The organism is Roseomonas marmotae, assembly GCF_017654485.1.
GTDB classification, from domain to species: domain Bacteria; phylum Pseudomonadota; class Alphaproteobacteria; order Acetobacterales; family Acetobacteraceae; genus Pseudoroseomonas; species Pseudoroseomonas marmotae.
Window position 1 is genome coordinate 1,090,766 of sequence record NZ_CP061091.1, and the last position, 25,977, is coordinate 1,116,742.

General features: G+C 67.6%; 20 protein-coding genes, 1 tRNA gene and 2 pseudogenes. 16 read left to right on the plus strand and 7 right to left on the minus strand.

The genetic code is table 11. The features are described from left to right. The first annotated feature begins 4 nt into the window (after positions 1-4). The 6 genes from IAI58_RS05185 to IAI58_RS05210 are packed head-to-tail and all read left to right on the plus strand — an operon-like array spanning position 5 to position 7,084. Positions 5-1,072: an ABC transporter permease gene (locus tag IAI58_RS05185; protein ID WP_207448614.1), complete on the plus strand. Its 1,068-nt coding sequence runs from the start codon at positions 5-7 to the stop codon at positions 1,070-1,072. Positions 1,073-1,074: 2 nt separating this feature from the next. After that, entirely contained in the window at positions 1,075-1,980 is a 906-nt protein-coding gene (gene nikC / locus IAI58_RS05190; RefSeq protein ID WP_207448616.1) for a nickel transporter permease, read from the plus strand. After that, positions 1,973-2,842, plus strand: coding sequence for an ABC transporter ATP-binding protein (locus IAI58_RS05195; protein ID WP_207448617.1), 870 nt, complete (start codon positions 1,973-1,975; stop codon positions 2,840-2,842). Before nikC ends, IAI58_RS05195 begins: the two co-directional genes overlap by 8 nt. After that, the gene (locus IAI58_RS05200) at positions 2,839-3,609 is read left to right on the plus strand and encodes an ABC transporter ATP-binding protein (RefSeq protein WP_207448619.1); all 771 of its coding nucleotides are present in this window, start codon (positions 2,839-2,841) and stop codon (positions 3,607-3,609) included. Before IAI58_RS05195 ends, IAI58_RS05200 begins: the two co-directional genes overlap by 4 nt. A gap of 25 nt (positions 3,610-3,634) precedes the next feature. Continuing rightward, a complete protein-coding gene (locus IAI58_RS05205; protein WP_207448621.1) occupies positions 3,635-5,431 on the plus strand; it encodes a S9 family peptidase in 1,797 nt (598 codons plus the stop codon). A gap of 21 nt (positions 5,432-5,452) precedes the next feature. After that, a complete protein-coding gene (locus tag IAI58_RS05210) occupies positions 5,453-7,084 on the plus strand; it encodes an ABC transporter substrate-binding protein (RefSeq protein WP_207448623.1) in 1,632 nt (543 codons plus the stop codon). Between the two features lie 51 nt (positions 7,085-7,135). Here IAI58_RS05210 and IAI58_RS05215 read toward each other — a convergent pair whose 3' ends face one another. From IAI58_RS05215 to IAI58_RS05225, 3 genes are all read right to left on the minus strand, one after another. After that, positions 7,136-8,839, minus strand: coding sequence for an ATP-binding protein (locus tag IAI58_RS05215; RefSeq protein ID WP_237182913.1), 1,704 nt, complete (start codon positions 8,837-8,839; stop codon positions 7,136-7,138). Then, positions 8,832-10,364 (minus strand): ATPase domain-containing protein, encoded by a 1,533-nt coding sequence (locus tag IAI58_RS05220; RefSeq protein WP_237182515.1) that lies wholly within the window; start codon positions 10,362-10,364, stop codon positions 8,832-8,834. The genes IAI58_RS05215 and IAI58_RS05220 overlap by 8 nt, the downstream gene beginning before the upstream one ends. A 187-nt stretch (positions 10,365-10,551) precedes the next feature. Continuing rightward, complete coding sequence (locus IAI58_RS05225; RefSeq protein WP_207448629.1) at positions 10,552-11,739, minus strand: trans-sulfuration enzyme family protein; 1,188 nt, start codon at positions 11,737-11,739, stop codon at positions 10,552-10,554. 283 nt (positions 11,740-12,022) lie between these two features. Here IAI58_RS05225 and IAI58_RS05230 point away from each other — a divergent pair, with 283 nt between their 5' ends. The 7 genes from IAI58_RS05230 to IAI58_RS05260 all read left to right on the plus strand — a co-directional run bounded on the left by IAI58_RS05230 (position 12,023) and on the right by IAI58_RS05260 (position 19,200). After that, positions 12,023-13,042 (plus strand): sulfate ABC transporter substrate-binding protein, encoded by a 1,020-nt coding sequence (locus tag IAI58_RS05230; protein WP_408906211.1) that lies wholly within the window; start codon positions 12,023-12,025, stop codon positions 13,040-13,042. After that, complete coding sequence (gene cysT / locus IAI58_RS05235) at positions 13,039-13,869, plus strand: sulfate ABC transporter permease subunit CysT (RefSeq protein WP_207448631.1); 831 nt, start codon at positions 13,039-13,041, stop codon at positions 13,867-13,869. Before IAI58_RS05230 ends, cysT begins: the two co-directional genes overlap by 4 nt. 26 nt (positions 13,870-13,895) lie before the next feature. Next, positions 13,896-14,699 carry a sulfate ABC transporter permease subunit CysW gene (cysW, locus tag IAI58_RS05240; RefSeq protein WP_207448655.1) on the plus strand — a complete coding sequence of 268 codons (804 nt, stop codon included), beginning with the start codon at positions 13,896-13,898 and terminating at the stop codon, positions 14,697-14,699. Next, positions 14,696-15,742: a sulfate/molybdate ABC transporter ATP-binding protein gene (locus IAI58_RS05245; RefSeq protein ID WP_207448633.1), complete on the plus strand. Its 1,047-nt coding sequence runs from the start codon at positions 14,696-14,698 to the stop codon at positions 15,740-15,742. The genes cysW and IAI58_RS05245 overlap by 4 nt, the downstream gene beginning before the upstream one ends. A 167-nt stretch (positions 15,743-15,909) precedes the next feature. Beyond that, a tRNA-Arg gene (locus IAI58_RS05250) sits at positions 15,910-15,986 on the plus strand. Between the two features lie 208 nt (positions 15,987-16,194). Further along, positions 16,195-18,939 carry an AAA family ATPase gene (locus tag IAI58_RS05255; protein WP_208776027.1) on the plus strand — a complete coding sequence of 915 codons (2,745 nt, stop codon included), beginning with the start codon at positions 16,195-16,197 and terminating at the stop codon, positions 18,937-18,939. A 63-nt stretch (positions 18,940-19,002) separates the two neighbouring features. Next, on the plus strand, positions 19,003-19,200 hold the full coding sequence (locus IAI58_RS05260; protein ID WP_208776009.1) for a hypothetical protein: 198 nt from the start codon (positions 19,003-19,005) through the stop codon (positions 19,198-19,200). On the opposite strand, the gene IAI58_RS05265 is transcribed toward IAI58_RS05260, so the two are convergent. After that, on the minus strand, positions 19,181-20,401 hold the full coding sequence (locus IAI58_RS05265) for an IS256 family transposase (RefSeq protein WP_207451421.1): 1,221 nt from the start codon (positions 20,399-20,401) through the stop codon (positions 19,181-19,183). The genes IAI58_RS05260 and IAI58_RS05265 overlap by 20 nt on opposite strands. Positions 20,402-20,500: 99 nt before the next feature. On the opposite strand from IAI58_RS05265, the gene IAI58_RS05270 reads away from it, so the two are divergent. Next, positions 20,501-20,770, plus strand: a complete 270-nt coding sequence (locus IAI58_RS05270; RefSeq protein ID WP_207451419.1) for a hypothetical protein — start codon at positions 20,501-20,503, stop codon at positions 20,768-20,770. Positions 20,771-20,773: 3 nt separating this feature from the next. On the opposite strand, the pseudogene tnpC reads toward IAI58_RS05270, so the two are convergent. The 3 genes and pseudogenes from tnpC to tnpA all read right to left on the minus strand — a co-directional run bounded on the left by tnpC (position 20,774) and on the right by tnpA (position 23,094). Beyond that, positions 20,774-22,305 (minus strand): annotated as a pseudogene (tnpC, locus tag IAI58_RS05275) (IS66 family transposase). 46 nt (positions 22,306-22,351) lie between these two features. Beyond that, complete coding sequence (tnpB, locus tag IAI58_RS05280) at positions 22,352-22,696, minus strand: IS66 family insertion sequence element accessory protein TnpB (protein WP_207451417.1); 345 nt, start codon at positions 22,694-22,696, stop codon at positions 22,352-22,354. Then, positions 22,693-23,094 (minus strand): IS66-like element accessory protein TnpA, encoded by a 402-nt coding sequence (gene tnpA / locus IAI58_RS05285; protein WP_207451415.1) that lies wholly within the window; start codon positions 23,092-23,094, stop codon positions 22,693-22,695. The genes tnpB and tnpA overlap by 4 nt, the downstream gene beginning before the upstream one ends. A gap of 203 nt (positions 23,095-23,297) precedes the next feature. On the opposite strand from tnpA, the gene IAI58_RS05290 reads away from it, so the two are divergent. Further along, entirely contained in the window at positions 23,298-24,974 is a 1,677-nt protein-coding gene (locus tag IAI58_RS05290; protein WP_208776029.1) for a hypothetical protein, read from the plus strand. 240 nt (positions 24,975-25,214) lie between these two features. Continuing rightward, positions 25,215-25,922, plus strand: a pseudogene (locus tag IAI58_RS05295) (IS701 family transposase); the annotation flags it as partial. Positions 25,923-25,977: the final 55 nt, after the last annotated feature.

Consider the following 25,977-nt stretch of genomic DNA (forward strand, 5'->3'; position numbering starts at 1 on the left):
AGGAATGGCTGAGGCGGCGGTTCCCGCCCGGCGAGCCGGGGGCGTCGCCGCCCCCGGCCTGCCCTCATGGAGCGGCGCGGCCCTGCGCGTCGTGGTTTCGATCGGCGTCACGCTCTTCGGGCTGATGGCGCTGACCTTCTTTATCGGCCGCATGCTGCCGCTCGATCCCGTCACCGCCATCCTGGGCGACAATGCCTCCCAGGATGCGATCGAGGCCATGCGCGCGCAGCTCGGCCTGGATCAGCCGATCTGGATCCAGTTCGGGCGCTATGTCGGTGATGTCCTGCGCCTCGACCTCGGGATGGCGCTGACCACCGGCAGGCCGGTGCTCGACGATATCGCCCGCGTCTTTCCCGCCACCATCGAGCTGGCGACCGTGGGCATCCTGATCGGCACCGGGCTCGGCATCCCCCTCGGCGTCATGGCCGCGGCCTATCGCGACACGCCGCTGGACTACTTCGTGCGCGTCTTCGGCCTGCTTGGCTACTCCATGCCGAATTTCTGGCTGGGTCTGATGGGACTGGTGCTCTTCTATGCCACTCTCGGCTGGGTTGGCGGGCCCGGGCGGATCGATACCGGCTTCCAATGGGATGTCGAGCCGGTGACGGACCTGCTGCTGCTGGATACGGCCATGGCCGGGCAGTGGGAGATCTTCCGCAATGTCTTCAGCCACATCATCCTGCCGGCCTCCATCCTCGGCTTCGGCGCGCTGGCCTATATCAGCCGCATGACGCGCTCCTTCATGCTGGAGCAGCTGAGCCAGGAATATGTCGTGGCCGCGCGGGTGAAGGGCCTGTCCTGGATGCGGACGGTCTGGGTGCATGCCTTCCGCAACGTGGCCGTGCAGGTCGTGACCGTGGTGGCCCTGGCCTATGCCTTCCTGCTGGAGGGCGCCGTGCTGACCGAGACGGTCTTCGCCTGGCCGGGCTTCGGCCGCTACCTGACCAATGCGCTGCTGGCCGGCGACATGAATGCCGTGGTCGGCTGCACACTGCTGATCGGCATCATCTTCGTCGCGCTCAATCTGCTGACCGACCTCCTCTACCGCATCTTCGATCCCCGGACCCGCTGAGCATGAGTGCCTCTACCTCCCTTGGAAGCTGGCTGCGCGCGCCGGTCCCGGCCTCGCCCTTCCAGGCGCGCATGCAGGCGCTCTGGCTGGCCTGGCGGCGGCTGCGCCGCAATCCGCCGGCGCTGGCCGGCGCCATCCTGCTGCTGCTGCTGCTGGCGGTCGCCGTCTTCGCGCCGCTGATCGCCACGCATGACATCTTCGCGCAGGACCTCACGGCGCGTTTGCAGAAACCCTCCGCCGCGCATTGGCTCGGTACCGACGATCTCGGGCGCGATATCTTCAGCCGCGTCGTCTACGGCTCCCGCATCACGCTCTACATCGCCTTTCTGGCGGCGCTGATCGCGGCGCCGCTGGGGCTGATCATCGGCACATCGGCGGGCTATCTCGGCGGCTGGACGGACACCGTCCTGATGCGGCTGGTGGATATCTTCCTCTCCTTCCCCAGCCTGATCCTGGCGCTGGCCTTCGTCGCGGCGCTTGGCCCGGGAATCGAGAATGCCATCATCGCCATCTCTCTCGCCGCCTGGCCACCCATCGCGCGGCTGGCGCGGGCGGAGACGCTGACGGTGCGCAATTCCGACTATATCGCCGCCGTGCGCCTGCAAGGGGCCTCCCGCCTGCGTATCATCGTGCATCACGTCATGCCCATGTGCATCCCCTCCGTCATCGTGCGCATCACGCTGAACATGGCGGCCATCATCCTGACGGCGGCGGGCCTGGGCTTCCTCGGCCTGGGCGCGCAGCCACCCAGCCCTGAATGGGGGGCGATGCTGTCCACCGGCCGGCAGTTCGTGATGAATGCCTGGTGGATCGCCGCCATTCCCGGCTGCGCCATCCTGCTGACCAGCCTGGCCTTCAACCTCTTCGGTGACGGGCTGCGCGATATCCTGGACCCGCGCCATGGTTGAGCCCCTGCTGCGCCTGCGCGACCTGCGCGTCTCCTTCCCCTCCTCCAACGGCCCGGTAGAGGCGGTGCGCGGCGTCTCCTTCGATATCGGGCGGGAGAAAGTCGGCATCGTCGGCGAGAGCGGCTCCGGCAAATCCATGACCGGCCGCGCACTGCTGCGCCTGTCCCCCCGCGCCGCGACGGTGCGGGCGGCGGAGATGCGCCTCGGCGATATCGACCTGATGGCGGCTTCCGAGCGCAAGCTGCGCACCATCCGCGGCGGCCGTATCTCGATGATCCTGCAGGACCCGAAATACTCGCTGAACCCGTTGATGCGCGTCGGCGCGCAGATCACGGAATCCTGCCGGCTGCACCAGAACGTCTCCAGGCGCGCGGCGCGGGACAAGGCCATGGCGATGCTGGAGGCCGTGCATATCCGCGACCCCGCCCGCGTCTATGACCTCTTCCCGCACGAGGTTTCCGGCGGGATGGGCCAGCGCATCATGATCGCCATGATGCTGGTGACGGAACCCGACCTGATCGTGGCGGATGAGCCGACCTCGGCGCTGGACGTGACGGTGCGGCGCCAGGTGCTCTCGGTGCTGGATGAACTGGTGACGCGGCGCGGCGCCGGCCTTGTCTTCATCAGCCATGACCTCAACCTCGTCGCCGAGTTCTGCGACCGGGTGCTGGTGATGTATGCGGGGCGCGTGGTGGAGGAGCTGTACGCCTCCGCGCTGCACGAGGCGCGGCACCCCTATACCCAGGCGCTGCTGCGCAGCCTGCCGCGGCTGGAGGAACCGGCGGAGCTTCTCGCCGTGCCGACACGCGATCCATCCTGGCGTGACGGACCCACCTACCGCTTCGGGGAGCTGGCGGCATGAGCGGCATTACTCCCGCCATCGAGGCGGTGAACCTCAATATCAGCTTCGGCCACGGCGCGCGTACCACCCGCGCGGTGCGCGATGTCTCCTTCCGGGTAGGACAGGGCGAGGCTTTCGGGCTGATCGGTGAATCCGGTTCCGGCAAGTCCACGGTGCTGCGGGCTCTTTCCGGCCTCAACGAGCAGTATGAGGGCGCGCTGCTGCTGCATGGCCAGGAATTGCCGCATCGGCGCGACAAGCCCTTCTTCCGCCGCACGCAGATGGTGTTCCAGGACCCTTATGGTTCCCTGCATCCGCGCAAGATGGTCAACAAGGTGCTGCTGGAGCCATTGACCATCCATGGCCTGGACCGCCCGCAGCAGCGGGTGGACGAGGCGCTGACGGCGGTGGGGCTCGGCCCCGCCTTCCGCTACCGCTATCCGCATGAGCTCTCCGGCGGCCAGCGCCAGCGCGTCGCCATTGCCCGCTGCCTGATCCTGGAGCCCAAGATCCTGCTGCTGGATGAGCCGACCAGCGCGCTCGACGTCTCGGTGCAGGCGGAGATCCTGAACCTGCTCGCGCGGCTGCGGCAGGAGAGGAACCTGACCTACATCATGGTCAGCCATGACCTCGCGGTGGTGGCGCATCTCTGCGGCCGTGTCGCGATCATGAGCCAGGGTGAGATCGTCGAGGAACTCTCCGTCGCGGATCTGCGCGCCGGACGCGCCGAGCACCCCTATAGCCAGACCCTGCTGGCGGCCAGCCGCAGCCAGCGCCCCGCCGCCTGACCCCGCCCGCAGACAGATGAGTCCGATGAGCGAAACCGAGACCCGCCTTGACGCCCTGCTGGCCGCGCCCGCGGCCAGCGGACCTTCCTACGCGGCCGATGGGCGGCTGTATTTCCTCTGCGATGCCGGTGGCTCGGCCCAGGTCTGGGAGCTTCCGGCCGATGGCGGCGCGGCGCGGCCCCGGAGCGAGCACCGGGATGCCGTTTCCTTCGTCGCTGGCAGCCCCGTGGATGGCGGCGCCGTCTTCGGCCGCGACCACGCGGGCGACGAGCGCATCCAGTTCTACCACCTGCCGCCGGAGGGCGCGCCCCGGGCCCTGACGGCGGACCCCGCGACCATCCATGCCTGGGGCGCCTTCTCCCCGGACGGGACGCGGCTGGCCTGCACCGCCAATGGCCGCGACCCCGCCCATGCCGATCCCTGCGTGATCGACATCGCCACGGGCGCCGTCACCCGGCTGCTGGAGGTGGAAGGCCCGCATGAGCTGCCCGGCTGGTATCCGGATGGCAGCGCCGTCATCCTCTCCACCGCCCCCCGCACCTTCGAGAGCAGCCTGATCGGTGTCGATGCCGCCACGGGCGCGGCGACGGACCTCACGCCGCATGAGGGCGACCGGCGGCACATGAACTCGCGCTGGCGACGGGACGGCCAGGGCTTCTGGCTGCTCTGCGACCAGGGCTCGGACTTCCTGGGGGTCGCCTTCCTGGAGCCGGGCGGCGCGCTGCGCTTCCTCTTCGCGCCGGATGCCGATGTGGAGAAGCTGGAGGTCTCGCCCGACCAGTCCCGCCTCGCCGTGGTGGTGAACGAGGCCGGCTATTCTCGCCTGTATCTGCTGGATGCCGGGACGGGCGCCGTGCTGGCGGCCCCTGAGCATCCCCGCGGCGTCATCACGAAGCTGAGCTGGCGGCCGGATGGCTCCGGCCTGGCCTTCGACCTGGCCTGCCCGACGCGCCCTTCGACCCTCTGGCACTACCAGACCGGGGCGGAAGCGGCGGAACTGCTCTTCGCGGCCAGCGAGGCCCCGGCGGCGGTGCGGGACTGGCAGCTCATCTCCTTCCCCACCTTCGACGGGCGGGACCTGCCGGGCTTCCTGGCCCTGCCGGAAGGCGCGCCGCCGGCCGGTGGCTGGCCGGTACTGGTCTGGGTGCATGGCGGCCCGGCCATGCAGGCACTGCCCAACTGGCGGCCGGACCTGCAGACGGTCCTCTCCCTCGGCATCGCCGTGCTGGTGCCGAATGTCCGTGGCTCCACCGGCTATGGCCGCGACTATGCCGCGCTGGACGACCGCGAACTGCGGCTGGACAGCGTGCGCGACCTGGCGGCGGCACATGCCTGGCTGGGCGCGCAGGAGCGCTTCGACGCACGGCGCATCGCCATCATGGGCCAGAGCTATGGCGGCTGGATGGTGCTGGCCGCCGTGACCGAATACCCCGAGCTCTGGGCCGCCGGCATCGACTATTACGGCATCGCCCGCTGGAAGACCTTCTTCGAGCGCACGGGGCCCTGGCGCGTCGGCCACCGCGCCGCCGAATACGGCGACCCCCTGCGGGATGCCGAGCTGCTGGAGCGGCTCTCGCCGCTGCACAAGGCCAATGACATCCGGTGCCCGATGCTGGTGGCGCAGGGGCTGACCGACCCGCGCGTGCCGCCCCATGAAAGCGAGCAGATCGTCGAGGCGCTGCGGAACCGGAACGTGCCCGTGGAATACCTGACCTTCCCCGACGAAGGACACGGCTTCCTCAAGCGCGACAACCGCCGCCGGGTTTTTCTTGGTGTCGCCAGTTTCCTGGCGCAGCATCTCAGGCCGGAAGGCGCGACGTAACGCGCTATCAGGAGGACGATCATGGCCCAGCCCCGACACCAACGGCTGCCCGCGCCAAGGCGCGCGGGCCTCGTCGCCTCGGCTCTGGTGGCGGTGCTGCTGGCCTCCGGCATGGCGCGGGGCGCGACCCCCGGCAATGCGCTGGTGATGGCCTGGAACATCGACGCGATCAGCACCTTCGACCCTGCCCAGATCGCCGAGGTCGTGACCAACGAGATCTTCTCCAATACCTGCGACAGCCTTGCCGCCTTCGATCCGGCGGACGAGAAGAAGGTCATCCCCGCTCTCGCTGAGAGCTGGGATGTCTCGCCGGACGGGCTGAAGATCACCTTCCATCTGCGCGACAGGCTGCGCTTCCCCTCGGGGGAGGCCGCGACGGCGCGGGACCTGGCCTGGTCGATGCAGCGTGTCGTGAGGCTTGGCTTCGGCAATGCGGCGACGCTGACGGATTACGGCTTCACCAAGGAGAATGTGGAGCAGATGATCACCGCGCCGGACGACCGGACGCTGGTGATGAAGCTGGACAAGCCTTACCCGATCGGGCTGATCCTGCAGGCCGTCGCCGCCAACCGCGTCACGGCGCTGCTGGACCGCAAGACCATCATGGCCCATGAGGCCAATGGCGATCTCGGCAATAAATACCTGGCCACGCATACGGAATGCGTCGGCCCCTACCGCCTGCGCCAGTGGAATTCGGGCGATGTCGTGGTGCTGGAGGCCAACAGGGATTACTGGGGCCCGGCACCGAAGCTGCCCCGCGTCATCATCCGCCACGTCGCCGAGGCCGGCACCCAGCGCCTGCTGCTGGAGAAGGGCGATGTCGACATCGCCCGCAACCTGACGCCGGAGGATCTGCGCACGCTGGAGGATGCCAAGGGCATCACCCTGGCCCGCACGCGCAGGCCCACCATGTTCTACTGGGGCTTCAACAGCGCCGACCCGATCTTCGCCAGTGAGAAGGTGCGGCTGGCGATGCGCTATCTGGTGGATTACGACGCGCTGCAGAAGACCGTGATGGCCTATGACGGCGTGGCGCGCGCCAGCTTCGTGCCGCTCGGCTCCTTCGGCGCGCTGGACGAGAAGGAAGGCCAGCCCTTCAAGCTGGACACCAGCCGCGCGAAGCAGCTCCTGGCTGAGGCCGGCTACCCCGATGGGTTCGAAGCCTCGGTGATCATCGGCAGCAGCCCTTATGCCGCGCCCATCGCGCAGCACATCCAGGCCAATGCGGCCAAGGTGGGCGTGCGGCTCAGGCTGGAGCAGATGGCCAACGCGCAGCTCTTCGCCCGTCATCGCGGCCGGGAGTTCCAGAGCGCCATGCTGGGCTGGGGCGCCGGCATGCCGGATGCCCACGCGAACGCCTCACGCTTGATCTACAACCCCGACAACCGCCTTGAGGCCAAGCTGACGCAATTCCCTTCCTGGCGCGCCGCCTTCATGGATGAGGCCGCCAACAAGGTGGTGGAAGACGCGGTGATGGAGCGGGACGAGAGCCGGCGCGCGGCGATGTATGAGCAGTTGCAGCGCGACATGATGCAGCGGGGACCGGCGGTCTTCCTGTTCCAGACCATCTATGTCGCGGGGGTCCGCGACACCGTGCGGGACTGGACCTGGAACGGCTTCCAGACCTACTACGACCGCGCGGCCAAGAACTGACACGCGCTGTGCTCCGCTCCGGGCGCCGCAGCCAGGGTGCCCGGCCGGATGTCAGCCTGCCATGGTGATGGCCCTGATCCGGGTGGTCAGGGCTTCCATGGAGAATGGCTTGGTCAGCACATGCATGCCCTGCTCCAGGCGGTCGCTGCCGATCAGGGCATTCTCCGCATAGCCGGTGATGAAGAGGATTCTCAGGTCTGGCTGCTCGACCCGGGCGGCATCCGCCAGGTGCCGGCCGTTCATGCCGCCGGGCATGCCGACATCGGTGACCAGCAGGTCCACCCGTCCACTGGCCCGCAGCGCCCGCAGCCCCGAAGGCCCGTCATGGGCTTCCAGCGTGTGGTAGCCGAGATCCGCCAGGACTTCCGCGACCAGCATCCGCACCGCGGGCTCGTCATCGACCACCAGCACCGAGCCCCGCGCGGCGACATCCTCCCGGATGCGCGCGCCATCCCCGCCCAGCGCCGCATCCACCGTGCCGTGGTAGCGGGGCAGTTGCAGCGTGACCCGGGTGCCACGTTCCGGCCGGCTGTCGATCCGGATATGGCCGCCGGACTGCTGGATGAATCCATAGATCATCGAGAGGCCGAGCCCGGTGCCCTGGCCCAGCGGCTTGGTGGTGAAGAAGGGATCGAAGGCGCGGGCGATCACCTCGGGCGACATGCCCGTGCCGGTGTCGCTCACGCAGAGGGTGGCGTAATCGCCCGGGCCATTCTCATGGGACGCCCCGGTATCGGCAGAGGTAAGCGAGGCATGTCCCGTCCCGATCACCAGCCGCCCGCCGGCGGGCATGGCGTCGCGCGCATTGATGCAGAGGTTGAGCAGCGCATTCTCAAGCTGATGCGGGTCGCAGAGCGTTGGCCACAACGCGTCATGCAGATCCGTCACGATCTCGATCTCCGGCCCGATTGTGCTGCGGATCAGCTCGATCATGCCGTGGATCAGGTGGTTCAGGTCGGTCGGCTTCGGCTCAAGCGTCTGCCGCCGTGAGAATGCCAGCAATCGGTGCGTGAGGGCGGCCGCGCGCTCGGCACCCATCCGCGCCATGCCGATATACCGGTCGAGCTGCTCGGTCCGGCCCTGCGCCAGCCGGATCTGCAACAGGTCAAGGCTGCCGATGACGCCAGCCAGCATGTTGTTGAAGTCATGCGCGAGCCCGCCGGTGAGTTGCCCGACCGCTTCCATCTTCTGGGACTGGGCGAGGGCGGTGGCAATCCGGTGCCGCTCCTCCTCGGCCGCCTTCAGGGCGGCGGTGCGCTCCTGCACCCGGGCGTCCAGCAGTGTGGCAACGCGCTCGGCGGCGCCAACCCGTTCGGCGAGATACTCCCGCACCTGGCGTTGCCGCTGGCGGGCCCGCAGCGCGGTCCTGACGGCGCTGATCAGGCTCATGGCGTTCAGCGGGCGTTCCAGGAACAGCAGATTGCCGAGCCTGTCGGGCAGCTTCATCTCAGCCAGCTTCCGCCGCGCCGCGATGCCCGTCCGGGTCAGGATGATGAAGGGCAGGTCGGACCAGGGCGGCTGTTCCGCGATGCGGCGCGTCAGCTTCGTCAGATCCGCCCGGAACAGCGCCTCGTCCGCCATCAGCACCAGCCCCGCCCGGTCGTCCAGTGCGTCCTGCAGGCTGCCGAGGCTGGGATGGATGATGCTGTCGATCCCCTCGTCACCCAGCAGCCGGGCCGCGCCCCCGGCGTCCCGGCCGGTGGGCGTCAGGATCAGGACGGGGCCGGGATGTGGTGCCCGGAGCTGGTCAGGCACTCTGTGGACGCTCCTCCAGCAATGGCTCGGTCTGGCCGGCATAGCTTGGCGTGCCGGTCAGCACGCCATGAAAACCGGTCAGCGGCGCACCGATACGCAGACCGTTCTCGTCGATCCGCAACTCGCGGATGGAATCCTCGTGGCTGCCGCCGCGGTTCTTCAGCACCGAGAGCGCCTTCCGCACGCGCCCGCCGGCCTCGAAGAAGCGCACGAGCAGGACCGCATCGGCGATGTAACTGACATGAAGCGCACCGGTCATCGTGCCGATCATCCCGGGCTGGGAATTGATCAGCAGAGTCGCGACGCCCTGCTGGTTCAGATAAGAGAGGATCTCGTGCATTTGCAGCACGAGGTGCTTCTCCTGCGGCATGGCGGCTTCGTAACCGCTGAGGGAATCGATCACGATCAGCCGGGCCCCCATCACCTCCACCTCGTGCCGGATCATCCCCGAGAACTCACCGGGGGCGATTTCGGCCGGGTCGATCTGCCGCACCAGCAGAAGCCCCTGGTCGATATAGAGTTGCAGGTCCATGCCCTGGCGGGCGGCACGGGACAGCAGGGTGCCGATCCGCTCGTCGAACTCGAAGATCACGCTACGCTCGCCCCGGGCGCAGGCCGCCGCCACGTATTGCAGGGCCAGGGTGGTCTTGCCCGTGCCGGCCGGGCCATTGACCAGGGTGCAGGTGCCGCGCAGCGGACCGCCGCCGAGCAGCGCGTCCAGTTCGGGCAGCCCGCTGGGCAGGGGTTCGCCGGAGAAGGGCTTGTGGTGCTCGGCGGCGACCAGCCGGGGGAAGACCTCCAGCCCGCCATGCCGGATGGCCATGTCGTGGTAGCCGGCGCTGAAGGGGGCGCCACGCATCTTCTGGACCTGCAGCCGGCGCCGTGCCGCGCCGAATTCGAGCGTCAGCCGCTCCAGGGTGATGACGCCGTGGGAGATGCTGTGCAGTTGCAGATCCTGCTGGCCGCTGCCGCCGGTCAGGTCGTCGAGCAGCAGGACGGTCGTCTTGCGCCCGACGAAGAACTGCTTAAGGGACAGGATCTGGCGGCGGTAGCGCAGCGGGTCCTGCGCCAGCAGCCGCATCTCGGACAGGCTGTCGAAGACCACCCGGGTCGGCTTCACCCGTTCGATCTCATCGATGATCCGCTTGACCGTCTCCCCGAGCTCGACCTCCCAGGGGTGCAGCAGCGTCATCTCGCGGTCGGCGTTGAAGGCGACCTCGGCGGAGGCGAGTTCGAAGACGTTGATGCCATCGAGCGTCATGCCATGCGAGGCAACGACGGCGGACAGTTCTTCCTGGGTCTCGGAAAGGGTGATGTAGAGGCAGGGCTCCCCGGCCATCCGGGCGGCCTGCAGGAATTGCAGGGCGAGGGTGGTCTTGCCGGAACCTGGCGTGCCCTCGACCAGATAGAGCCGGTTGGGCGTCAGGCCACCGCCCAGGACATGATCAAGGCCGGAAATGCCCGTGGTGATGCGGGCAGGGCCAGGAGCCGCCGGCCCGGCCTGGTCTCGGGAAGTGCCTGCCATGACGTCTCCTGGTGATCGCGAGGGCTGCCGAGCAACCAGGATAGACAGGCGCCCGGCAGCCTCTCTAGCAGGTTGGAGGGGATTTGAAATCCTCGGCCATGCCCCGTGCCCCCCGGCCATCTTGCCAGGGCTGCGCTGCATGAAGCTTGATCTTAGCCTTCCCGGAGAGATCGCACGGGGGGAGGAATCAGCCCGCCAGCGCCTGCTCCAGATCGGCGATCAGATCCGCCGGGTCCTCCAGTCCAACCGAGAAGCGGAAGGTGCCGCTGCCTGTCCAGGCGCGGTAGGCTTCGGCCTGCGCGCCTTCCAGGTGGAAGGAGGAGCGCAGGATCTCCTCCGCCGGGATGTGGAAGAGCAGGCTCTGGGTCTTGCCGAGGGATACGGCGTAGGACACCACCCTGAGCTTCGCGGCAAGCTGCCGGGCCAGGGCCTTGTCATCCCCGGCGGTGAAGCTGACCATGCCGGAGAAGTTCCGCATCTGCCGCCGCGCCAGCTCGTGCTGCGGGTGGCTCTCCAGCCCGGGCCAGTAGACCCGGGCGATGCGCGGATGGCCTTCCAGATACCGGGCCACGGCGCGGGCATTGCTTTCATGCAGCGCCATGCGCGCGGGCAGGGTCTCCAGCCCGCGCAGGATCAGCCAGGCGGCGAAGGGGCTGATGGCGCCGCCGAGATGGATGAGTGCCTCCTTCCGCAGCGCGCCGATGGCTCCCGCCCGGCCGATGACGGCGCCGCCCAGGGCGTCGCCATGGCCGCAGGCATATTTCGTCAGGGAATGGATGACCCAGTCCGCACCCAGCGCCAGCGGGCGGGTTGCGATGGGGGTCGCCATGGTGGAATCGACCGAAAGCTCCGCCCCGTGCCGGTGCGCCAGCTCCGCCAGGGCGGCGATGTCGGACAGGCGCAGGATCGGGTTGGCCGGCGTCTCCACATGCAGCAGCCGCGTCTCCGGCCGGATGGCGGCGGCCACGGCGCCGAGGTCGGACATATCGACCGCCGTCACCGCCACGCCGAAGCGGGCCAGCGTCTCCTGCGCGAATTCGGCGATGCCGGCGTAGCAGACGTCGCTGACCAGCAGGTGTTCGCCTGGTGAAAGGCGGTGCAGCATCAGCCCGGTGGCGGCGGCCATGCCGCTGGCGAAGGCCACCGCCGCTTCGCCGCCTTCCAGCACCGCCAGCCGCTGCTCCAGCAGACTGATCGTCGGGTTGCCCCAGCGGGTATAGAAGGGCGGCGCCTCCGCCCCCAGTTCGGCCGCCGAGAAGCCGATGGCATCGGGGTCGGCGTGGAAGCTGGTGGCCGCGACCAGGGAAGGGGTCAGCGGCGTGCCCGGCTCACGCGCGGGGGCGGCGGCATGAATGGCCTGGGTTGCGGTTCGCATGGGGTCTCCTGCCGTTCCATGGTCCTGGGACTTCGATGGGTCAGCGGGCGGGCCGGCGCAAGAGGGGGAGAGGTCGGTGCGCGCGAGGCCGGATCTTCGTGCCTGAAGGGGCACCGGAGCCTGCCCATGCCGCAGTGCCACGCAGATTTGCGCGGCCTGCGGGCAGTCTCCGCCGGGTTGCGCTGCCCTCCGCCGGGTGCGGTGCGGTATGCTCAAGGCGGCGTGTGGCTTCGGCTCTGTTCCGGAGGATCTGACGCCAAAGGAGGCCAGGATGACTCAAATCATGGCGTCTCGCCGCCAGGTCTTGGGCGCCGTCATGGGCGGCGCCGTCTGGCTGGCGGGGCAGGGCGCCCACGCGCAGGGCACGGTCCAGCTGCTGAATGTCTCCTATGACCCGACGCGGGAGTTCTACCGCGCCTTCAATGCCGCCTTCGCCGCCCAGTGGAAGGCCCGCACGGGGCAGGCGGTGCGCGCCAATGCCTCCCATGGCGGCTCCGGCCGGCAGGCGCGGTCGGTGATCGACGGGCTGCAGGCCGATGTGGTGACGCTGGCCCTGGCCTATGACATCGACGCCATCGCCAAGGCCGGGCTGATGGCCGCCGACTGGCAGAGCCGCCTGCCGCAGAACAGCGCGCCCTATACCAGCACCATCGTCTTCCTGGTGCGGAAGGGGAACCCGAAGGGGCTGCGGGACTGGGGCGACCTGGTGAAGCCCGGCGTTTCCGTCATCACGCCCAATCCCAAGACCTCGGGCGGCGCGCGCTGGAGCTACCTGGCAGGATGGGCCTGGGCCCTGCGCCAGCCCGGCGGGTCGCCGGAGGCGGCGCAGGCCTATCTGACGCAGCTGTTCCGCAACGTTCCGGTGCTGGATACCGGGGCGCGCGGCTCCACCACCACCTTCGTGCAGCGCGCCCAGGGCGATGTGCTGCTGGCCTGGGAGAACGAGGCCCATCTGGCCTTCGCGGAGTTCGGCGCGGACAAGTTCGACATCGTCTATCCCTCCCTCTCCATCCTGGCCGAGCCGCCGGTGGCGGTGGTGGACCGCAACGTGGACCGGCGTGGCACCCGTGCGGTGGCGGAGGCCTATCTCCAGACCCTCTATGAGCCGGAAGGCCAGGCGCTGGCGGCGAGGCATTTCTACCGCCCGCGCGATGTCGCCGCCCTGGCCGCCGCCGGAGACCGCTTCCCGCCCCTGGAAATGGTAACCATCGACGACCCGGTCTTCGGCGGCTGGGCCAGGGCGCAGGCGATGCATTTCGATGATGGCGGCCTTTTCGACCGGATCTACCAGCCCGGACGATGAGCATCGCCCCCAGGCGGCACCAGCGGGACGCTCTGCCAGGCTTCTACCTCAGCCTCGGCGTGACCCTGCTCTGGCTCGGCGGCATCGTGCTGGTGCCACTGCTGGCGCTGCTGCTGCGGCCGCTGGAACTCGGGCCGCTCGGCTTCTGGAACTCCATCACCGAGCCGCGCGTGCTGGCGGCGCTGCGGCTCTCCTTCCTGGGTGCGCTGGCGGCCTCGCTGGTGAACCTGCCGCTGGGGCTGCTCGTGGCCTGGGTGCTGGTGCGCTACCGCTTCCCCGGCCGGAAGCTGCTGGACAGCATGGTGGACCTGCCCTTCGCCCTGCCGACCGCGGTCGCCGGGTTGGCGCTGACCGCGATCTACGCGCCCAATGGCTGGCTCGGCGCGCCGCTGGCTGCGCTGGGCATCAAGGTCGCCTATACGCCGCTGGGCGTCGGGCTCGCCATGGCCTTCGTCGGCCTGCCCTTCATCGTCCGCACGGTGGAGCCGGTGCTGCGCGACATGCCGCCCGAAGGCGAGGAGGCCGCCGCCACCCTGGGCGCCACCCGGGCGCAGACGCTCTGGCGGGTGGTGCTGCCCGCCCTGGCGCCAGCCCTGCTGGCCGGCTTCGCCATGGCCTCGGCCCGTGCGATCGGTGAATATGGCAGCGTCATCTTTATCGCCGGCAACATGCCGATGATCAGCGAGATCGCGCCGCTGCTGATCGTGGTGCGGCTGGAGCAGTTCGACTATGCCGGCGCGGCGGCGGTGGGCATCGCGATGCTGGCGCTGTCCTTCCTGCTGCTGCTGGCGCTGAACCTGGCGAACCGCCTGTGGCGCCGCGCGTGACGCCGCCTGCCTCCGAGCCCGCCTGGATGCGCCTGCTGCTGATCGCGCTGGCGGTGCTGCTGCTGGGCGTCTTCCTGCTGCTGCCGCTGGCCGCCGTCTTCACCGAGGCGCTGCGGCGTGGCTGGGTGCCGGTCTGGCAGACGCTCAGCGACCCCGATGCCATCGCCTCCATCCGCCTGACGCTGCTGGTGGCCGCCATCGCGGTGCCCGTGAATACCCTGGGCGGGCTGGCGGCGGCCTGGTGCATCGCCAAATTCCGCTTCCCCGGGCGGGCGCTGCTGCTGGCGCTGATCGAACTGCCCTTCTCCGTCTCGCCCGTCATTTCGGGGCTGGTCTGGGTGTTGCTCTTCGGCGCGCATGGCTGGCTTGGCCCCTGGCTGCAGGCGCATGACATCCAGATCGTTTTCGCCGTGCCGGGACTGGTGCTGGCGACGATCTTCGTCACCTTTCCCTTTGTGGCCCGCACGCTGATCCCGCTGATGCAGGAGCAGGGCCGTGCCTCAGAGGAAGCGGCGGCCACGCTGGGCGCCTCCGGCTGGCAGACCTTCCGCCGCGTCACCCTGCCGGAGATCCGCTGGGGCCTGCTCTCCGGCGTGCTGCTCTGCAATGCGCGCGCCATGGGGGAATTCGGCGCGGTCTCCGTCGTCTCCGGCCATATCAGGGGCGAGACGAACACGATGCCGCTGCATGTCGAGATTCTCTACAACGAATACCAGTTCGTCGGCGCTTTCACGATGGCTTCCGTGCTGGCGCTGCTGGCCCTGGTCACGCTGGGCGCCAAGACGCTGCTGGAGCGGGGAGAGGGCGGCGGCAGGAGCATTATCGCATGAGCGTGACCATCCGCCGCCTGGTGCGCCGCTTCGGCCCGATGGCCGCCCTGCGGGAGGTGGATCTGGCGACCCGGCCGGGTGAGTTCGTGGCGCTGCTCGGCCCCTCCGGTTCCGGCAAGACGACGCTGCTGCGCCTCCTGGCCGGGCTGGATTTCCCCGATGCCGGCGGGATCGAGATCGGCGGACAGGATGTGGCGCAGGTGCCGGCACGGGCGCGCGGTATCGGCTTCGTCTTCCAGAACTACGCGCTGTTCCGCCACATGACGGTCTTCGAGAATGTTGCCTTCGGCCTGCGCGTGCGCCCCCGCGCCACCCGCCCGCGGGCAGGTGAGATTGCCCAACGCGTGCGGCAGCTGCTGGAACGGATGCAAATCCCCGAGCTGGAGAAGCGCATGCCGGACCAGATTTCCGGCGGTCAGCGCCAGCGCGTGGCGCTGGCACGCGCCCTGGCCATCGAGCCGCGGCTGCTCCTGCTGGACGAACCCTTCGGCGCCCTGGATGCCGAGGTGCGCAAGAACCTGCGCCATTGGCTGCGTGACCTGCATGACGAGCTTGACCTGACCACTATCTTCGTCACCCACGACCAGGATGAAGCCATGGCCATGGCCGACCGCGTGGCGGTGATGCAGCAGGGCAGGGTGGTGCAGTTCGACAGCCCGGCCGAGCTGGCGAACCAGCCGGCCAATGCCTTCGTGGCCGGCTTCATCGGCGAATCCACGCGGCTGCCGGCCCGGCTGGAGGGCGATGCGCTGCGCTTCGACCCGCTGCCCCTGCCGCCCCTGCCGCGTGACCGGCTGCGCGGCCGGGTCGAGGATACGGGGGAGGTGCTGGCCTTCATCCGCCTGCATGAATGGGAGGTGCAGCCGGCCGCCGCCGGCGCCGGCAATGCCCTGGTGCGGAGCTGCCGGCCCGCCGGCGGGCATGACCGGGTGGAAGCCGATCTTGCGGGGTTGATCATCGAGGCCGCGGCGCCGCAGGGGCTGCTGCGCGCCGGCCAGCCCTGCCTGCTGCAGCCCCGGGTGGCGCTGGTCTTCCCCAGCTGAGCTGTTGCCTGGCGCATCGCGGCGCATGAGCAGCAAGGCGACGGCGATGGCTTGGCCCTGTGGCCGCGCCACTCGGAGGGGCACCCATGCAGAAAAAGATGCCGAATTTTGGGTTCCGCCCTGTTGCGCTCCGCGCCGCTCCTGGCTATGTCCCCCCTCACTGGACGGCGCCCGTAGCTCAGCTGGATAGAGCACCAGACTACGAATCTGGGGGTCAGGAGTTCGAATCTCTTCGGGCGCGCCAGTCTTTCCTGAGTAAGATCAGGACCTTATCGAAAAGCCCGGCAGAGATGCCGGGCTTTTCGCGTTTGGGCGTCCCACGCTGGTCCCACGACCGGCCCTACGATGCTGTGCGCGGCGGATTTCCCTTACTGCTGAGACCAGTTAGCTTCTAACCGAGCAGCCTCGCTCGCGGCTCATAGCCCCGTCCAAGCCGGTGGATACCTGTCGAAGTGAGTTTCGAGGCATTTCAGCACCCCGCTCCGACATCCTGGGAGGTGTTCGAGGACTTATCCTGCGCCCTGTTTGCTGAGGTTTGGGGTGACCCCACAGCTCGGAAGAACGGGCGCCGCGGTGACGAGCAGCACGGGGTTGATGTCTGCGGCAGGTTGCCGAACGGCGACTGGGTTGCTGTGCAGTGCAAGGGCAAGGACAACTACGCCGAGAAAGAGGTCATGCCCGCCGAACTTCGGAAGGAGGTGGCGAAAGCGCTAACCTTCAGGCCGCAGTTGACGCAGTGGATCCTCGTGACATCCGGCCCGAAGCGAGCCGACGTCGAGGCGCTCGCTCGCGAGATCACAGAGGAGCATCGTGCGCAGGGACTGTTCGAGGTCCAGGCAATGGGCTGGGACGATCTCTGCCACCTTATCGGGCGCCACGAGACGGTCATCGAGCGATACTTCCCCGAGGTCGCCCCGAAGATGCGGCGGGTGGCCCAGCAGGTGGAAGAGATGCACGGCATCCTTACCGATCTGAGGGGCGGGGCAGCGACCATCACCCCTCGGGATCTTGTTGGAGGGGTACCTACGCCCCCAGCCGTACCGACGGCATTCGAGGGAAAGGACGCCGAGAGGGTGCGGCGAATCCTCGGAGCGCATTCGGCGACGCTTCTCGCTTGGCCGACTACCACCGCCGGTGAATGGCTCGATCGGCCTGAACTGACGGGCATGGTCGAGCACCTCGCGAAGCCTGTAGCGCCGCCTCTTGTCCTCCTTGGCCCTCCAGGCTCGGGGAAGTCAGCCCTACTCGCAAAGCTCGGCAGGGAGCTTGCAACGCGGGGAACAACCCTCCTCGCGATCAAGGCGGATGCTCTACCTGGTAGGGTGGCGTCCCTTGCTGACCTCGATGCTGAAACAGGAGTACCGGAACCACTGGACCGCTGCCTCGTTCGTCTCGCGGCTGAAGGGCCTGTCGTTCTCTTGATCGACCAACTCGATGCGCTTGCCGACCTGATGGACCAGCACGGTGGCCGCCTCAGCGCATTGCTCTCGCTCGTCGCACTTGTCCGCAATCACCAGAACCTTGGGATCATCCTGTCGAGCCGAGAGTTCGAGTTCCGGCACGATGCACGCCTCACCTCCCTTGAGGCCGTCCCACTGCATCTCGGACTCCTGTCATGGGAAGCCGTCGAACCTCTAGTAAGAGGAGCGCGCCTCAACCCGACGAACTGGCCTCCCGAATTCCGTGAGGTGCTCTGCACACCCCAGCACCTCGATCTCTTCCTGACTTATCTGGCCGACGCAGGGACGGCATACGCGAGCTACCACGATATGCTGGAGGAGGTGTTCCGGCGCCGCATCCTCTCTGGTGACTCGGGACAGAACGACGGCGCAGCACTTCACGCTGTCGCGCGGGCGATGATTGAGGAAGAAGACCTATGGGTTCCGTCCGCCCGCTTCGACACGCATAGAGACGCTATCCAGAGGCTGCAGGGCGCAGGATTCCTCGTGCAGGACGGTCGGCGGATCGGCTTCCGGCACCAGACGATCTTTGATTTCGTGCGCGCCCGCGCCTTTGTCGCCGATGGAGAGAGTGTGGCCGACTATGCCCTGGCGCGGCAGGGTACGATCTTCGCGCGCCCAACGATCTGGAGTGCCTTCACCTATCTTCGAGCGTCCGATCCCTCAGGATATGAGCGGGAACTCGTGCGGCTTTGGAACGCCCAGGACCTCCGTCCGCATCTGCGATGGCTGCTTCGCGACTTCATTGGGAAGCAGGCCGTTCCTACAGATGGCGAGGCACGCCTCCTCCTTCCAGTGCTGGCTGATCCAGAGGAGGGGGCAAGGGCCCTGCGGTCCACCATAGGAAGCTTGGGATGGTTTGATCGGCTTCTCCCGAGGGCCGTCGACCTCATGCGCGCTCCCGAACCTCTCGGGTGGGCTTACAGCGTCCTTCTCCGCTCAGTTGTCAATGCTAGGTACGACTTGGTTCTTCCCTTGGTGACAGAGCACTGGACCGCGCCGGAGTTTCAGAGCCGGGCCTACCTCGTCCTTGATGGCTTGAACACCTGGACCGATGTTGCCGCAGACCTGGCCAAGGAAATCGCTCCGGCGCTTGACATGTGGAGGGTCATGGCTCTCGCTCAGGCCATCGGGAAGTCGTTGCCCCGACGGCTGCCGGATTTTCTTCTCTGCCGCCTCGAGGTGATCCTGGCGGAAGGCCGCGCTAAAGGCTCAGCGGACGACACCCTCAAGCGCTTCCTCACCGATCCGAGCGGCATGTACGGCTTCGGGGCACTGCTGCTCGGCTCACCGGCGACACACGTAAGAGTATTGTGGCCATGGTTCGCGGAAGTCGCCGCACTGACGGTCGCGAGGTATGAGCACCGCGACGGCTACCGCCACGATGACGGCTCACTCCTTGACCGCTTTGGTTCGCGATCACATGACCATGATCACCTTGGGCGGGCTTTCGCTAACGCCATCGCAGCTTGGGCACGCCGGGAACCTGACGCATTTGTCGAGTTCGCTTCCAATGTAGTCTCGACCGATCTGGACGCACTCCACCAGTTCCTGGCCGGAGGATACCTCGCAGTCGCGGAAAGCCGTCCGCTGGCCGTTCTCGACTACCTCCTCGGGGACGAACGCCGGTTCCAACTCGGGAGCTACGACGACCCGTACGGAGTAACCGAGGCTCTTATCGCGGCGATTGCCCCACATTGTAACCGTCGTCTGATCCCCATCCAGCTCAGCGCTTGACGTGCCCTGCTGCCCTGGCGGTCTGTACCGGTTATCCTGCATGCCGGTTGGAGGTTGAGGGGGATGGCGGGCGAAGACGATCTCCGGGAGCGGCTCCGCAAGATCGAGGCGTTGATTGCGGGTGCAGGAACGGCGGGTGAGCGGGAGGCGGCCGGGGCGGCGCTGGAGCGGGTCAAGGCACGCCTGGCCGAGCAAGCGGGACTGTCAGGAATTTCGTGTGCGGCGGAGCGGTTGAACATGCTCAGGCCATGGCGCGAGTGAAGCGCTCGCCGAACAGAACGGCGAACTGCGCCTTAGCCATGGACCATTCCCGCGGCGGCATGGTCCACTCCTTCTCCGCCCGGTGCAAGACCAGAAACAGCAGCTTCAGGGCGGCCTCATCCGTGGGGAAGTGCCCTCGGCTTCGAACTGCACGGCGCAGCTTCGCGTTCAGCGCCTCAATGGCATTGGTGGTGTAGAGGAACCGTCTGATTTCGACGCTGAATGCGTAGAACGGCACGACCTCGGTCCAGGCGCGGCGCCAGCTCTGGCCAATGGCGGGATATTTCTGGCCCCAGAATTCTGCTTCAAAGGCAGTCAGGGCCGCTTCGGCGGCGGCGGCATCCACGGCCTGGTAGATCGCCTTCAGCGCCGCGGCCACGGGCTTGCGGTCCTTGTAGGCGACGAAGTCCAGGCTCTGGCGCAGGAGGTGAACAATGCAAGTCTGCACCACGGCCTCCGGGAACACTGCCAGGATGGCCTCAGGGAAGCCCTTCAGCCCGTCTACCACCGCCAGCAGCAGGTCCTCGACACCGCGGCCGCGCAGCTCGTTCATCACCCGCAGCCAGAACTTCGCACCCTCATTCTGCTCCAGCCACAGGCCCAGGATCTCCTTGCCACCGTCGGCCCGGACGCCCAGCGCGATGTGCACCGCCTTGTTGCGGACAAGGCCCTCATCCCGGATCTTCACCCGCAGGGCATCGAAGAACACCACCGGGTAGACGGGCTCCAGCGGCCGGTTCTGCCAGGCGCTGATCTCGTCGAGCACGGCATCCGTGACAGCGCTGATCAGGTCGGGCGAGACCTCGATGCCGTAGAGTTCGCGCAGGTGGCCCACGATCTCCCGCGCGCTCATGCCGCGGGCGTACATCGAGATGACCTTGTCATCGAAGCCAGGGAAGCGCCGCTGGTACTTGGCGATCAGCTGCGGATCGAAGCTCGCCTGCCGGTCGCGTGGGATCTCCAGCGCCAGCTTGCCACTGTCAGTGACCACCGACTTCCGGCCATAGCCGTTGCGGCTGTTGCCTTCACCACCCTCTCCGGCCAAGTGGTGGTCCATCTCGGCGTTCAGCGCCCGCTCGGTGAACGCCTTCTTCAGCTCATCCAGCAGGCCGCCCTGCTCGAAGGCCGTTCTGGCGTCCGCACCGGCCAGCAACTGGTCCAGGATCGCATCCGGGATCCGCGGCTCTTTCCGTCGGGCCATAGGGGGTCTCCTTCTTCCCTACTATGCCCCGCCACACACGAAATTCCTGACAGTCCCGAGCAAGCCCGCCGTGACCCGGCCGTGGAGCAGCAGTTCTCAATGCCGGACAGCTGGTCCCGGCAGCTCTTCGTCGCCCTCTGCCGCCGCTACGGGCTGAGGCCCTATCGCTACCCTCGCCAGAAGCGCACGACGGTAATGCTGCGCGCGCCCAAGGGCTTCCTCGATACGGTCCTCTGGCCCGAGTTTCTGGAACTGGAGCGGGCGCTGCGGGCGCATCTGCAGGGCGTGACCACGCGCATCATCCACGACGCGGTCCATGCCGATACCAGCGACGCGGAGGAGGTAAACCCCGCCTTGCCGGGGCTCTGATGGCTACGCCGCTGCGGCGGTGTCCCGGCCCCAGGTCCAGGGGAGAAGGGCATCAAGCCCGTTCGAGCGCACGTCGCCGCGGACCATCCGCTGCAGCACGTCGGTCAGCCAGGCCTCGGGCTCAACGTCATTCATCAGGGCCGTCCGGATCAGCGTCGTCGCGATGGCCCAGTTCGCGCCGCCTGCCTCACTGCCTGCGAACAGCGCCGCCTTGCGGGTGACGGCCACGGGCCTGATCTGCCGCTCCACCGTGTTTGTATCCATCTCCAGCCTGCCGTCCTCAAGGAACCGCACGAGACCGCCCCAGTGGCGCAGGCCGTAGCGGATGTCCCCGGCGAGCTTGGAGCCCTGGCTGAGGCGATCCAGCTGCGCCCGCAGCCAGATCTCGAGGGCGGCGACCAGCGGCGCGCTCCTCTCGCGACGGATGGCGCGGCGCTGCTCCGCCGAGCGGCCCCGGATCTCGCGCTCGATCCGGTAGAGCTCCCCGATACGCAGCAAGGCCTCGGCGGCGATGGGCGACTTCGTGCCCGCATGGACCTCAAAGAACCGTCGGCGCAGGTGCGCCCAACAGAAGGCCAGCGTCACCGAGCCGTCGCGGCGCTCCCGCCGCATGGCCTTGAACCCGTCATAGCCGTCGACCTGCAGCACGCCTCGGAACCGGCCGAGATGAGCAGCGGGTCGCGCTCCCTTGCGGTCCGGCGCGTAGGCATAAGCGACCGCAGGAGGAGCCCGCCCCAGCCAGGGGCGGTCGTCGACGGCATAGGCCCAGAGGGCCCCCTTGCGGGTTCGCCCGCGACCGCGCTCCAGGGTGGGAAGTGGCGTGTCGTCGGCGAACACCCGTCCCTGTTTCCTGACATGCTCCAGGACCCGCTCGTAGAGAGGCCGGAGCCACCAACAAGCTGCCCCGACCCAGTCGCAGAGGGTCGAGCGGTCGAGCCTCACCCCGCTGCGGCGGAGGATTGCCACCTGGCGGTACAGCGGCAGGCCGTCGCCGTATTTCGAGACGAGCACATGCGCCAGCAGCGCCTCGGTCGGCAGACCGCGCGTCACCGCGTGCTCCGGGGCAGGCGCCTGATGAACACCGCCCACGCAGCCACGACAGGCCAGGCGCGGGCGGACGGTCACCAGCACCCGCAGCCTCGCGGGCACGACGTCGAGCCGCTCTGACCGGTCCTCGCCGATGACGCGCATGTCGCTGCCGCAGCAAGAACAGGTCCGGCTGGCGGGTTCCAGCACGCGCTCCACTCTCTCGAGGTGCGGCGGCAAGGCGCCGCGGTTCCGGCGCGCCGATGGGCGTCCGCGAGGGCCATCCTCCCCCGGCGCATCGTTCGCGGGCGGCGGGGTGGCACGTCGCGGCCAAGTGCAAGGACAAGCTGGCCGGGATCGATGCGCTCGGCACTCTGGCCGAAGCGTGCGCGGTTGAGCGCGTGGAGCATGCCCTCGAGTGCCGCGATCCTCGCCTCGGCGGCAGCCAGCGCAGCGCGCAGGAGAACCACCTCCGCGTCCGCCCCGTTCGTGTCATCGGCTGCTGTCACGCAGGAATCGTCGCAGGCCGCGCCGCGTCGGTGCAAGCGAAAGCTGCTACGTCGCGCTCGGCCGCCACACCCGCTGTGGGTTGCGCCAGTCCAGGCCCTCGAGCAGCATCGAAGTCTGCGCCACCGACAACGCAATCCTGCCGGTGTTCGTCACCGGCCACTGGAAGCGGCTCCGTTCCAAGCGCTTCTGGAAAAGGCACAGGCCTTGACCGTCATGCCAGAGGCATTTCACCAGATGGCCCCGGCGCCCACGGAAGAGATAGACCGCACCCGAGAACGGATCCTCGCCGAAGGTGGTCTGCACGAGAGCGGCAAGCCCGTCCATGCCACGCCGCATGTCCGTCACCCCGCAGGCGAGGAAGATGCGTGTGCCCGGCGCGGGACCGATCATCGCCTCTCCAGTGCCGCAAGGACGCGCCGAAGCGCCGCCTCGTCTACCCCGGCATCAACACGGACGACGACACCACCTGGAAGCGCGATCTCGATCCGTCCGTCACCAGGCAGCGAGGCGGCCTCAGCAATGACGGCAGGCGCATTCTCGCAGGGGGCTTCCTCCGCTGCGATCGCAGGGAGCCCTGGCGTGATCGGCGCCGGGGTGACCGCCATCAGCAGCTCGCGTCGCCATGTATAAAGCAGTCCCGTGCCGATCCCCCAGCGCCGTGCCACATCGACCGCGGTGACTGTGGGGTCCATCGCCTCGGCGACGATCCGCAGCTTTTGCTCGGGGCTCCAGCGGCGGCGCCGTTCACCGCGGGTCACCACTTCCACGAATTCCGTACGGGCACTCATACGATCACTCATAGGAGTGCTCGCCTCCGTGCTCCCGACCAGATCCCCGTCCACTGCCTGCCCTCTCTCCAGAAGGCTCAATCCTCCTCCCCAGAGCTGTGCACCTCAACCATGGGGGTCAGACGACGCTTACCCCACATTTGTCTCCCATAGACCTGCAGCGGCTCGTGACCGCCATCAGGCTCTGGAGTCGTGGACGCAGATTGGCGGACTACGACCGAGCGAATCGTATGCAGGCATCAAAGTGGATCCGTCAGGAACAACTTGGGCTGCTTGTTGCCGTGCCGGTATCCAGTCGTCCCGAGTACCTCACACGATTGATTCAGGAAGAGATCCGCGCCGTTGGGGAGCCGACTAAGCGGGAGCGGATGAGTATTCGTTCTGGCGAAGACGTCGCAATGACAGCTGATGCGATGGCCCGGGCGAAGGACCGCGACATCCTTGGCTTCCTCGGGCTGCACCCCGACAGCAGCGAATGGGGCACCCCCTTCGAGCGACGTCGCAACCGAAGCATAGATGCCGCGAGAGCCTTTGGTGCCTTTGCAAAGGCGCACCCTGAACGGGCGAAGCGGCTCATCCGGCAGATACCGCCTGGCGATTTGGAACGCCCGGTAGAGCATGCGATCAGCGAGATGTCCGAGCGAGACGATGCCTCGCCCGAGGAGATCGTCGGCCTGGTAGTGGAACTGCAAGATCGAGGTTTCTCGTCATCACACTTCCGACGGGCGGCCGCTTGGGTGCTTGCCCGTATGGCGTCGCGGGTGGGCGGCCTAGATGACCGGATCTGCTCGACCGTTGCCGGTTGGCTCGGGGACTACACGCCGCCCGAAAAGAAGGCAGAAGAGACCAGTGAAAAGAGGGGAGAAGATCGCCAGCATCCTCTCCTATGGGGCATGGGTGGAATGAGGGTGCTACCCGGGGGCAATTACCCGATGCTTCGTGCACTTGAGTGCTGCTTCCTGCTTCGGACACCTCCAGCTGCTGACTCATGGCTCACGATCCTCGAGCAACATCTCGGGCGAAATGAGAACCCAGAGGTCTGGATGGCTGCGGCGGACAACCTCCGTTTCCTCAAGCATGCCGATTACGGCCGGGCCGTATCGTTCCTGGAGCGTCTTTTTGAGAGGGAGCCGGCTCTGTCCGGGAGCGTCGAGGGGCTGTGCCTCCTCGCTTACACTCATCGCTGGCTTCCTACTCGGGTTGTCCACAGCCGGATCGGCGCACTGTTGTCTAGCGGTTGGGATCGGGCCGACCAGGCTGCGGGTGAGTTTATGGCCTTACGCGCTTTCACGGTTCCGGAGGATCCGCTGCCCGCAGTGATGCTGGAGGAGAGGATTGGATCGGCTGCGGTAGGCATGGAGACCTCCGACTTTATCTTCGGAGTTGCATGTACGGTTGCCGGAGTCTGGTCCGAAGTGGCCTGCCGTAATGTCGCGACCGTTTGGGTCGAGCGTCTTGCGCCGTTGGCAGACCGTAAACTCGCAGCAGGCTTACGCCCGATCTTCGCCTTGACCCGGGGCAAGTCGTGGGATGCCGCTACGGAACGCGTTCTCCGTGCCTGCGTCAGTTGTCCGGCGCTTCTGACGTCGGATACACACTTCCTGCCTGAACTGTTGAAGACCTCACTCCGTGACGGCATGGACCCCCGATTGATTGGCGAAGTGGCGCTCGGGATGGTCAAGGCTGCAGGGGTAGAGGGGCGTGGCCCGGGCAGTAGCTGGGTGTCGTCGTCCGCGAGTCTCTTCGAAATCGCGACAGCCCTCCAGCGGATCGACGCGGCCCGTCAACTCGGGACGGATCTGTTCGAGACATTGCTGGCATTCGAGGTTTACGGGATTGAGGAGCAGATGGGACGGTTTGATCGGAATCGTTTCGGGTGATCGGCTTTCCCCTACACATATGCTTGCCGGAATGGGGAACTCTGCTCCTGCAGCTTACCTGGGAACCAGGTCGTGACAGGAGTTGGCAGAAAGCAGCAAGTCCGGTTTCAACTGGAATATTGGAGAAAACGGCCGTTAGATGAGGGGCAGTCCGTGGCTTCTCGCGACCTAGCACTACCTGGGCATTTTGTTTGCGTATGATCTGATGGTGTGCGACGCCTCCTGCTGGAGGCGACGATGATGACGAGCATCCTTGGTGGTGGAGCAGATCTGGATCGCTGGCTAGCGCCGTTCCTGGAGGTTCTGGGGCGCAAGACCCGCCGCACCTGGGCACCGCTCTACCTGCGGGGTCTGCTCGGACCCGGCGAGCGCAAGAGCCTGCAGCCGATGGCCGCCCGGCTTGGCTTGGGCGGCCACGACCAGCTGCAGCACTTCATCGCCAGCCCCGCCTGGGATGATGCGCCGCTGTGGTCGGTGCTGGCGCAGCAGGCCGACAAGCTGGTCGGCGGTCCGCAGGCTTGGCTGGTGATCGATGACACGGCGCTGCCTAAGAAAGGCACGATGTCAGTCGGCGTGCTGCCGCAGTACTGCGGCCAACTCGGCAAGAAGGCCAATTGCCAATCGCTGGTGTCGCTCACCCTGGCACAGGGCGAGGTGCCTGTTCCGGTCGGTCTACGGCTGTTCCTGCCGGAGAAGTGGACCGATGACCCTGCACGCTGTGCCCAGGCAGGCGTGCCGGAGGCGGCGATGGCGCCGCGAACCAAGGCCGAAATCGCACTGGACGAACTCGACCGGCTGAGGGCGGCGGGCGTGCGGTTCGGCACTGTGCTGGCCGATGCGGGCTATGGCGCAAGTGCGGCGTTCCGGCAGGGCCTGGATGCTCGGGATCTGCGCTGGGCGGTGGGCATCCCGCGCAACCAGAAGGTCTACAGCGCCGCCGTGCAGCTGGACGCCTCTAAAAACCTCGCGGTTGACACGCTGAGCTGATTCAATGAGGTCAATC

Coding starts and splice junctions, on each gene's coding strand:
- cysT (WP_207448631.1), top strand. CDS start 13,039: ATGAGCATCGCCCCCAGGCGGCACCAGCGGGACGCTCTGCCAGGCTTC.
- IAI58_RS05210 (WP_207448623.1), top strand. CDS start 5,453: ATGGCCCAGCCCCGACACCAACGGCTGCCCGCGCCAAGGCGCGCGGGC.
- IAI58_RS05230 (WP_408906211.1), top strand. CDS start 12,023: ATGGCGTCTCGCCGCCAGGTCTTGGGCGCCGTCATGGGCGGCGCCGTC.
- IAI58_RS05205 (WP_207448621.1), top strand. CDS start 3,635: ATGAGCGAAACCGAGACCCGCCTTGACGCCCTGCTGGCCGCGCCCGCG.
- tnpB (WP_207451417.1), bottom strand. CDS start 22,696: ATGATCGGTCCCGCGCCGGGCACACGCATCTTCCTCGCCTGCGGGGTG.
- IAI58_RS05220 (WP_237182515.1), bottom strand. CDS start 10,364: ATGGCAGGCACTTCCCGAGACCAGGCCGGGCCGGCGGCTCCTGGCCCT.
- nikC (WP_207448616.1), top strand. CDS start 1,075: ATGAGTGCCTCTACCTCCCTTGGAAGCTGGCTGCGCGCGCCGGTCCCG.
- IAI58_RS05260 (WP_208776009.1), top strand. CDS start 19,003: ATGGCGGGCGAAGACGATCTCCGGGAGCGGCTCCGCAAGATCGAGGCG.
- IAI58_RS05200 (WP_207448619.1), top strand. CDS start 2,839: ATGAGCGGCATTACTCCCGCCATCGAGGCGGTGAACCTCAATATCAGC.
- IAI58_RS05225 (WP_207448629.1), bottom strand. CDS start 11,739: ATGCGAACCGCAACCCAGGCCATTCATGCCGCCGCCCCCGCGCGTGAG.
- IAI58_RS05195 (WP_207448617.1), top strand. CDS start 1,973: ATGGTTGAGCCCCTGCTGCGCCTGCGCGACCTGCGCGTCTCCTTCCCC.
- cysW (WP_207448655.1), top strand. CDS start 13,896: ATGCGCCTGCTGCTGATCGCGCTGGCGGTGCTGCTGCTGGGCGTCTTC.
- IAI58_RS05245 (WP_207448633.1), top strand. CDS start 14,696: ATGAGCGTGACCATCCGCCGCCTGGTGCGCCGCTTCGGCCCGATGGCC.
- IAI58_RS05185 (WP_207448614.1), top strand. CDS start 5: ATGGCTGAGGCGGCGGTTCCCGCCCGGCGAGCCGGGGGCGTCGCCGCC.
- tnpA (WP_207451415.1), bottom strand. CDS start 23,094: ATGAGTGCCCGTACGGAATTCGTGGAAGTGGTGACCCGCGGTGAACGG.
- IAI58_RS05265 (WP_207451421.1), bottom strand. CDS start 20,401: ATGGCCCGACGGAAAGAGCCGCGGATCCCGGATGCGATCCTGGACCAG.
- IAI58_RS05270 (WP_207451419.1), top strand. CDS start 20,501: ATGCCGGACAGCTGGTCCCGGCAGCTCTTCGTCGCCCTCTGCCGCCGC.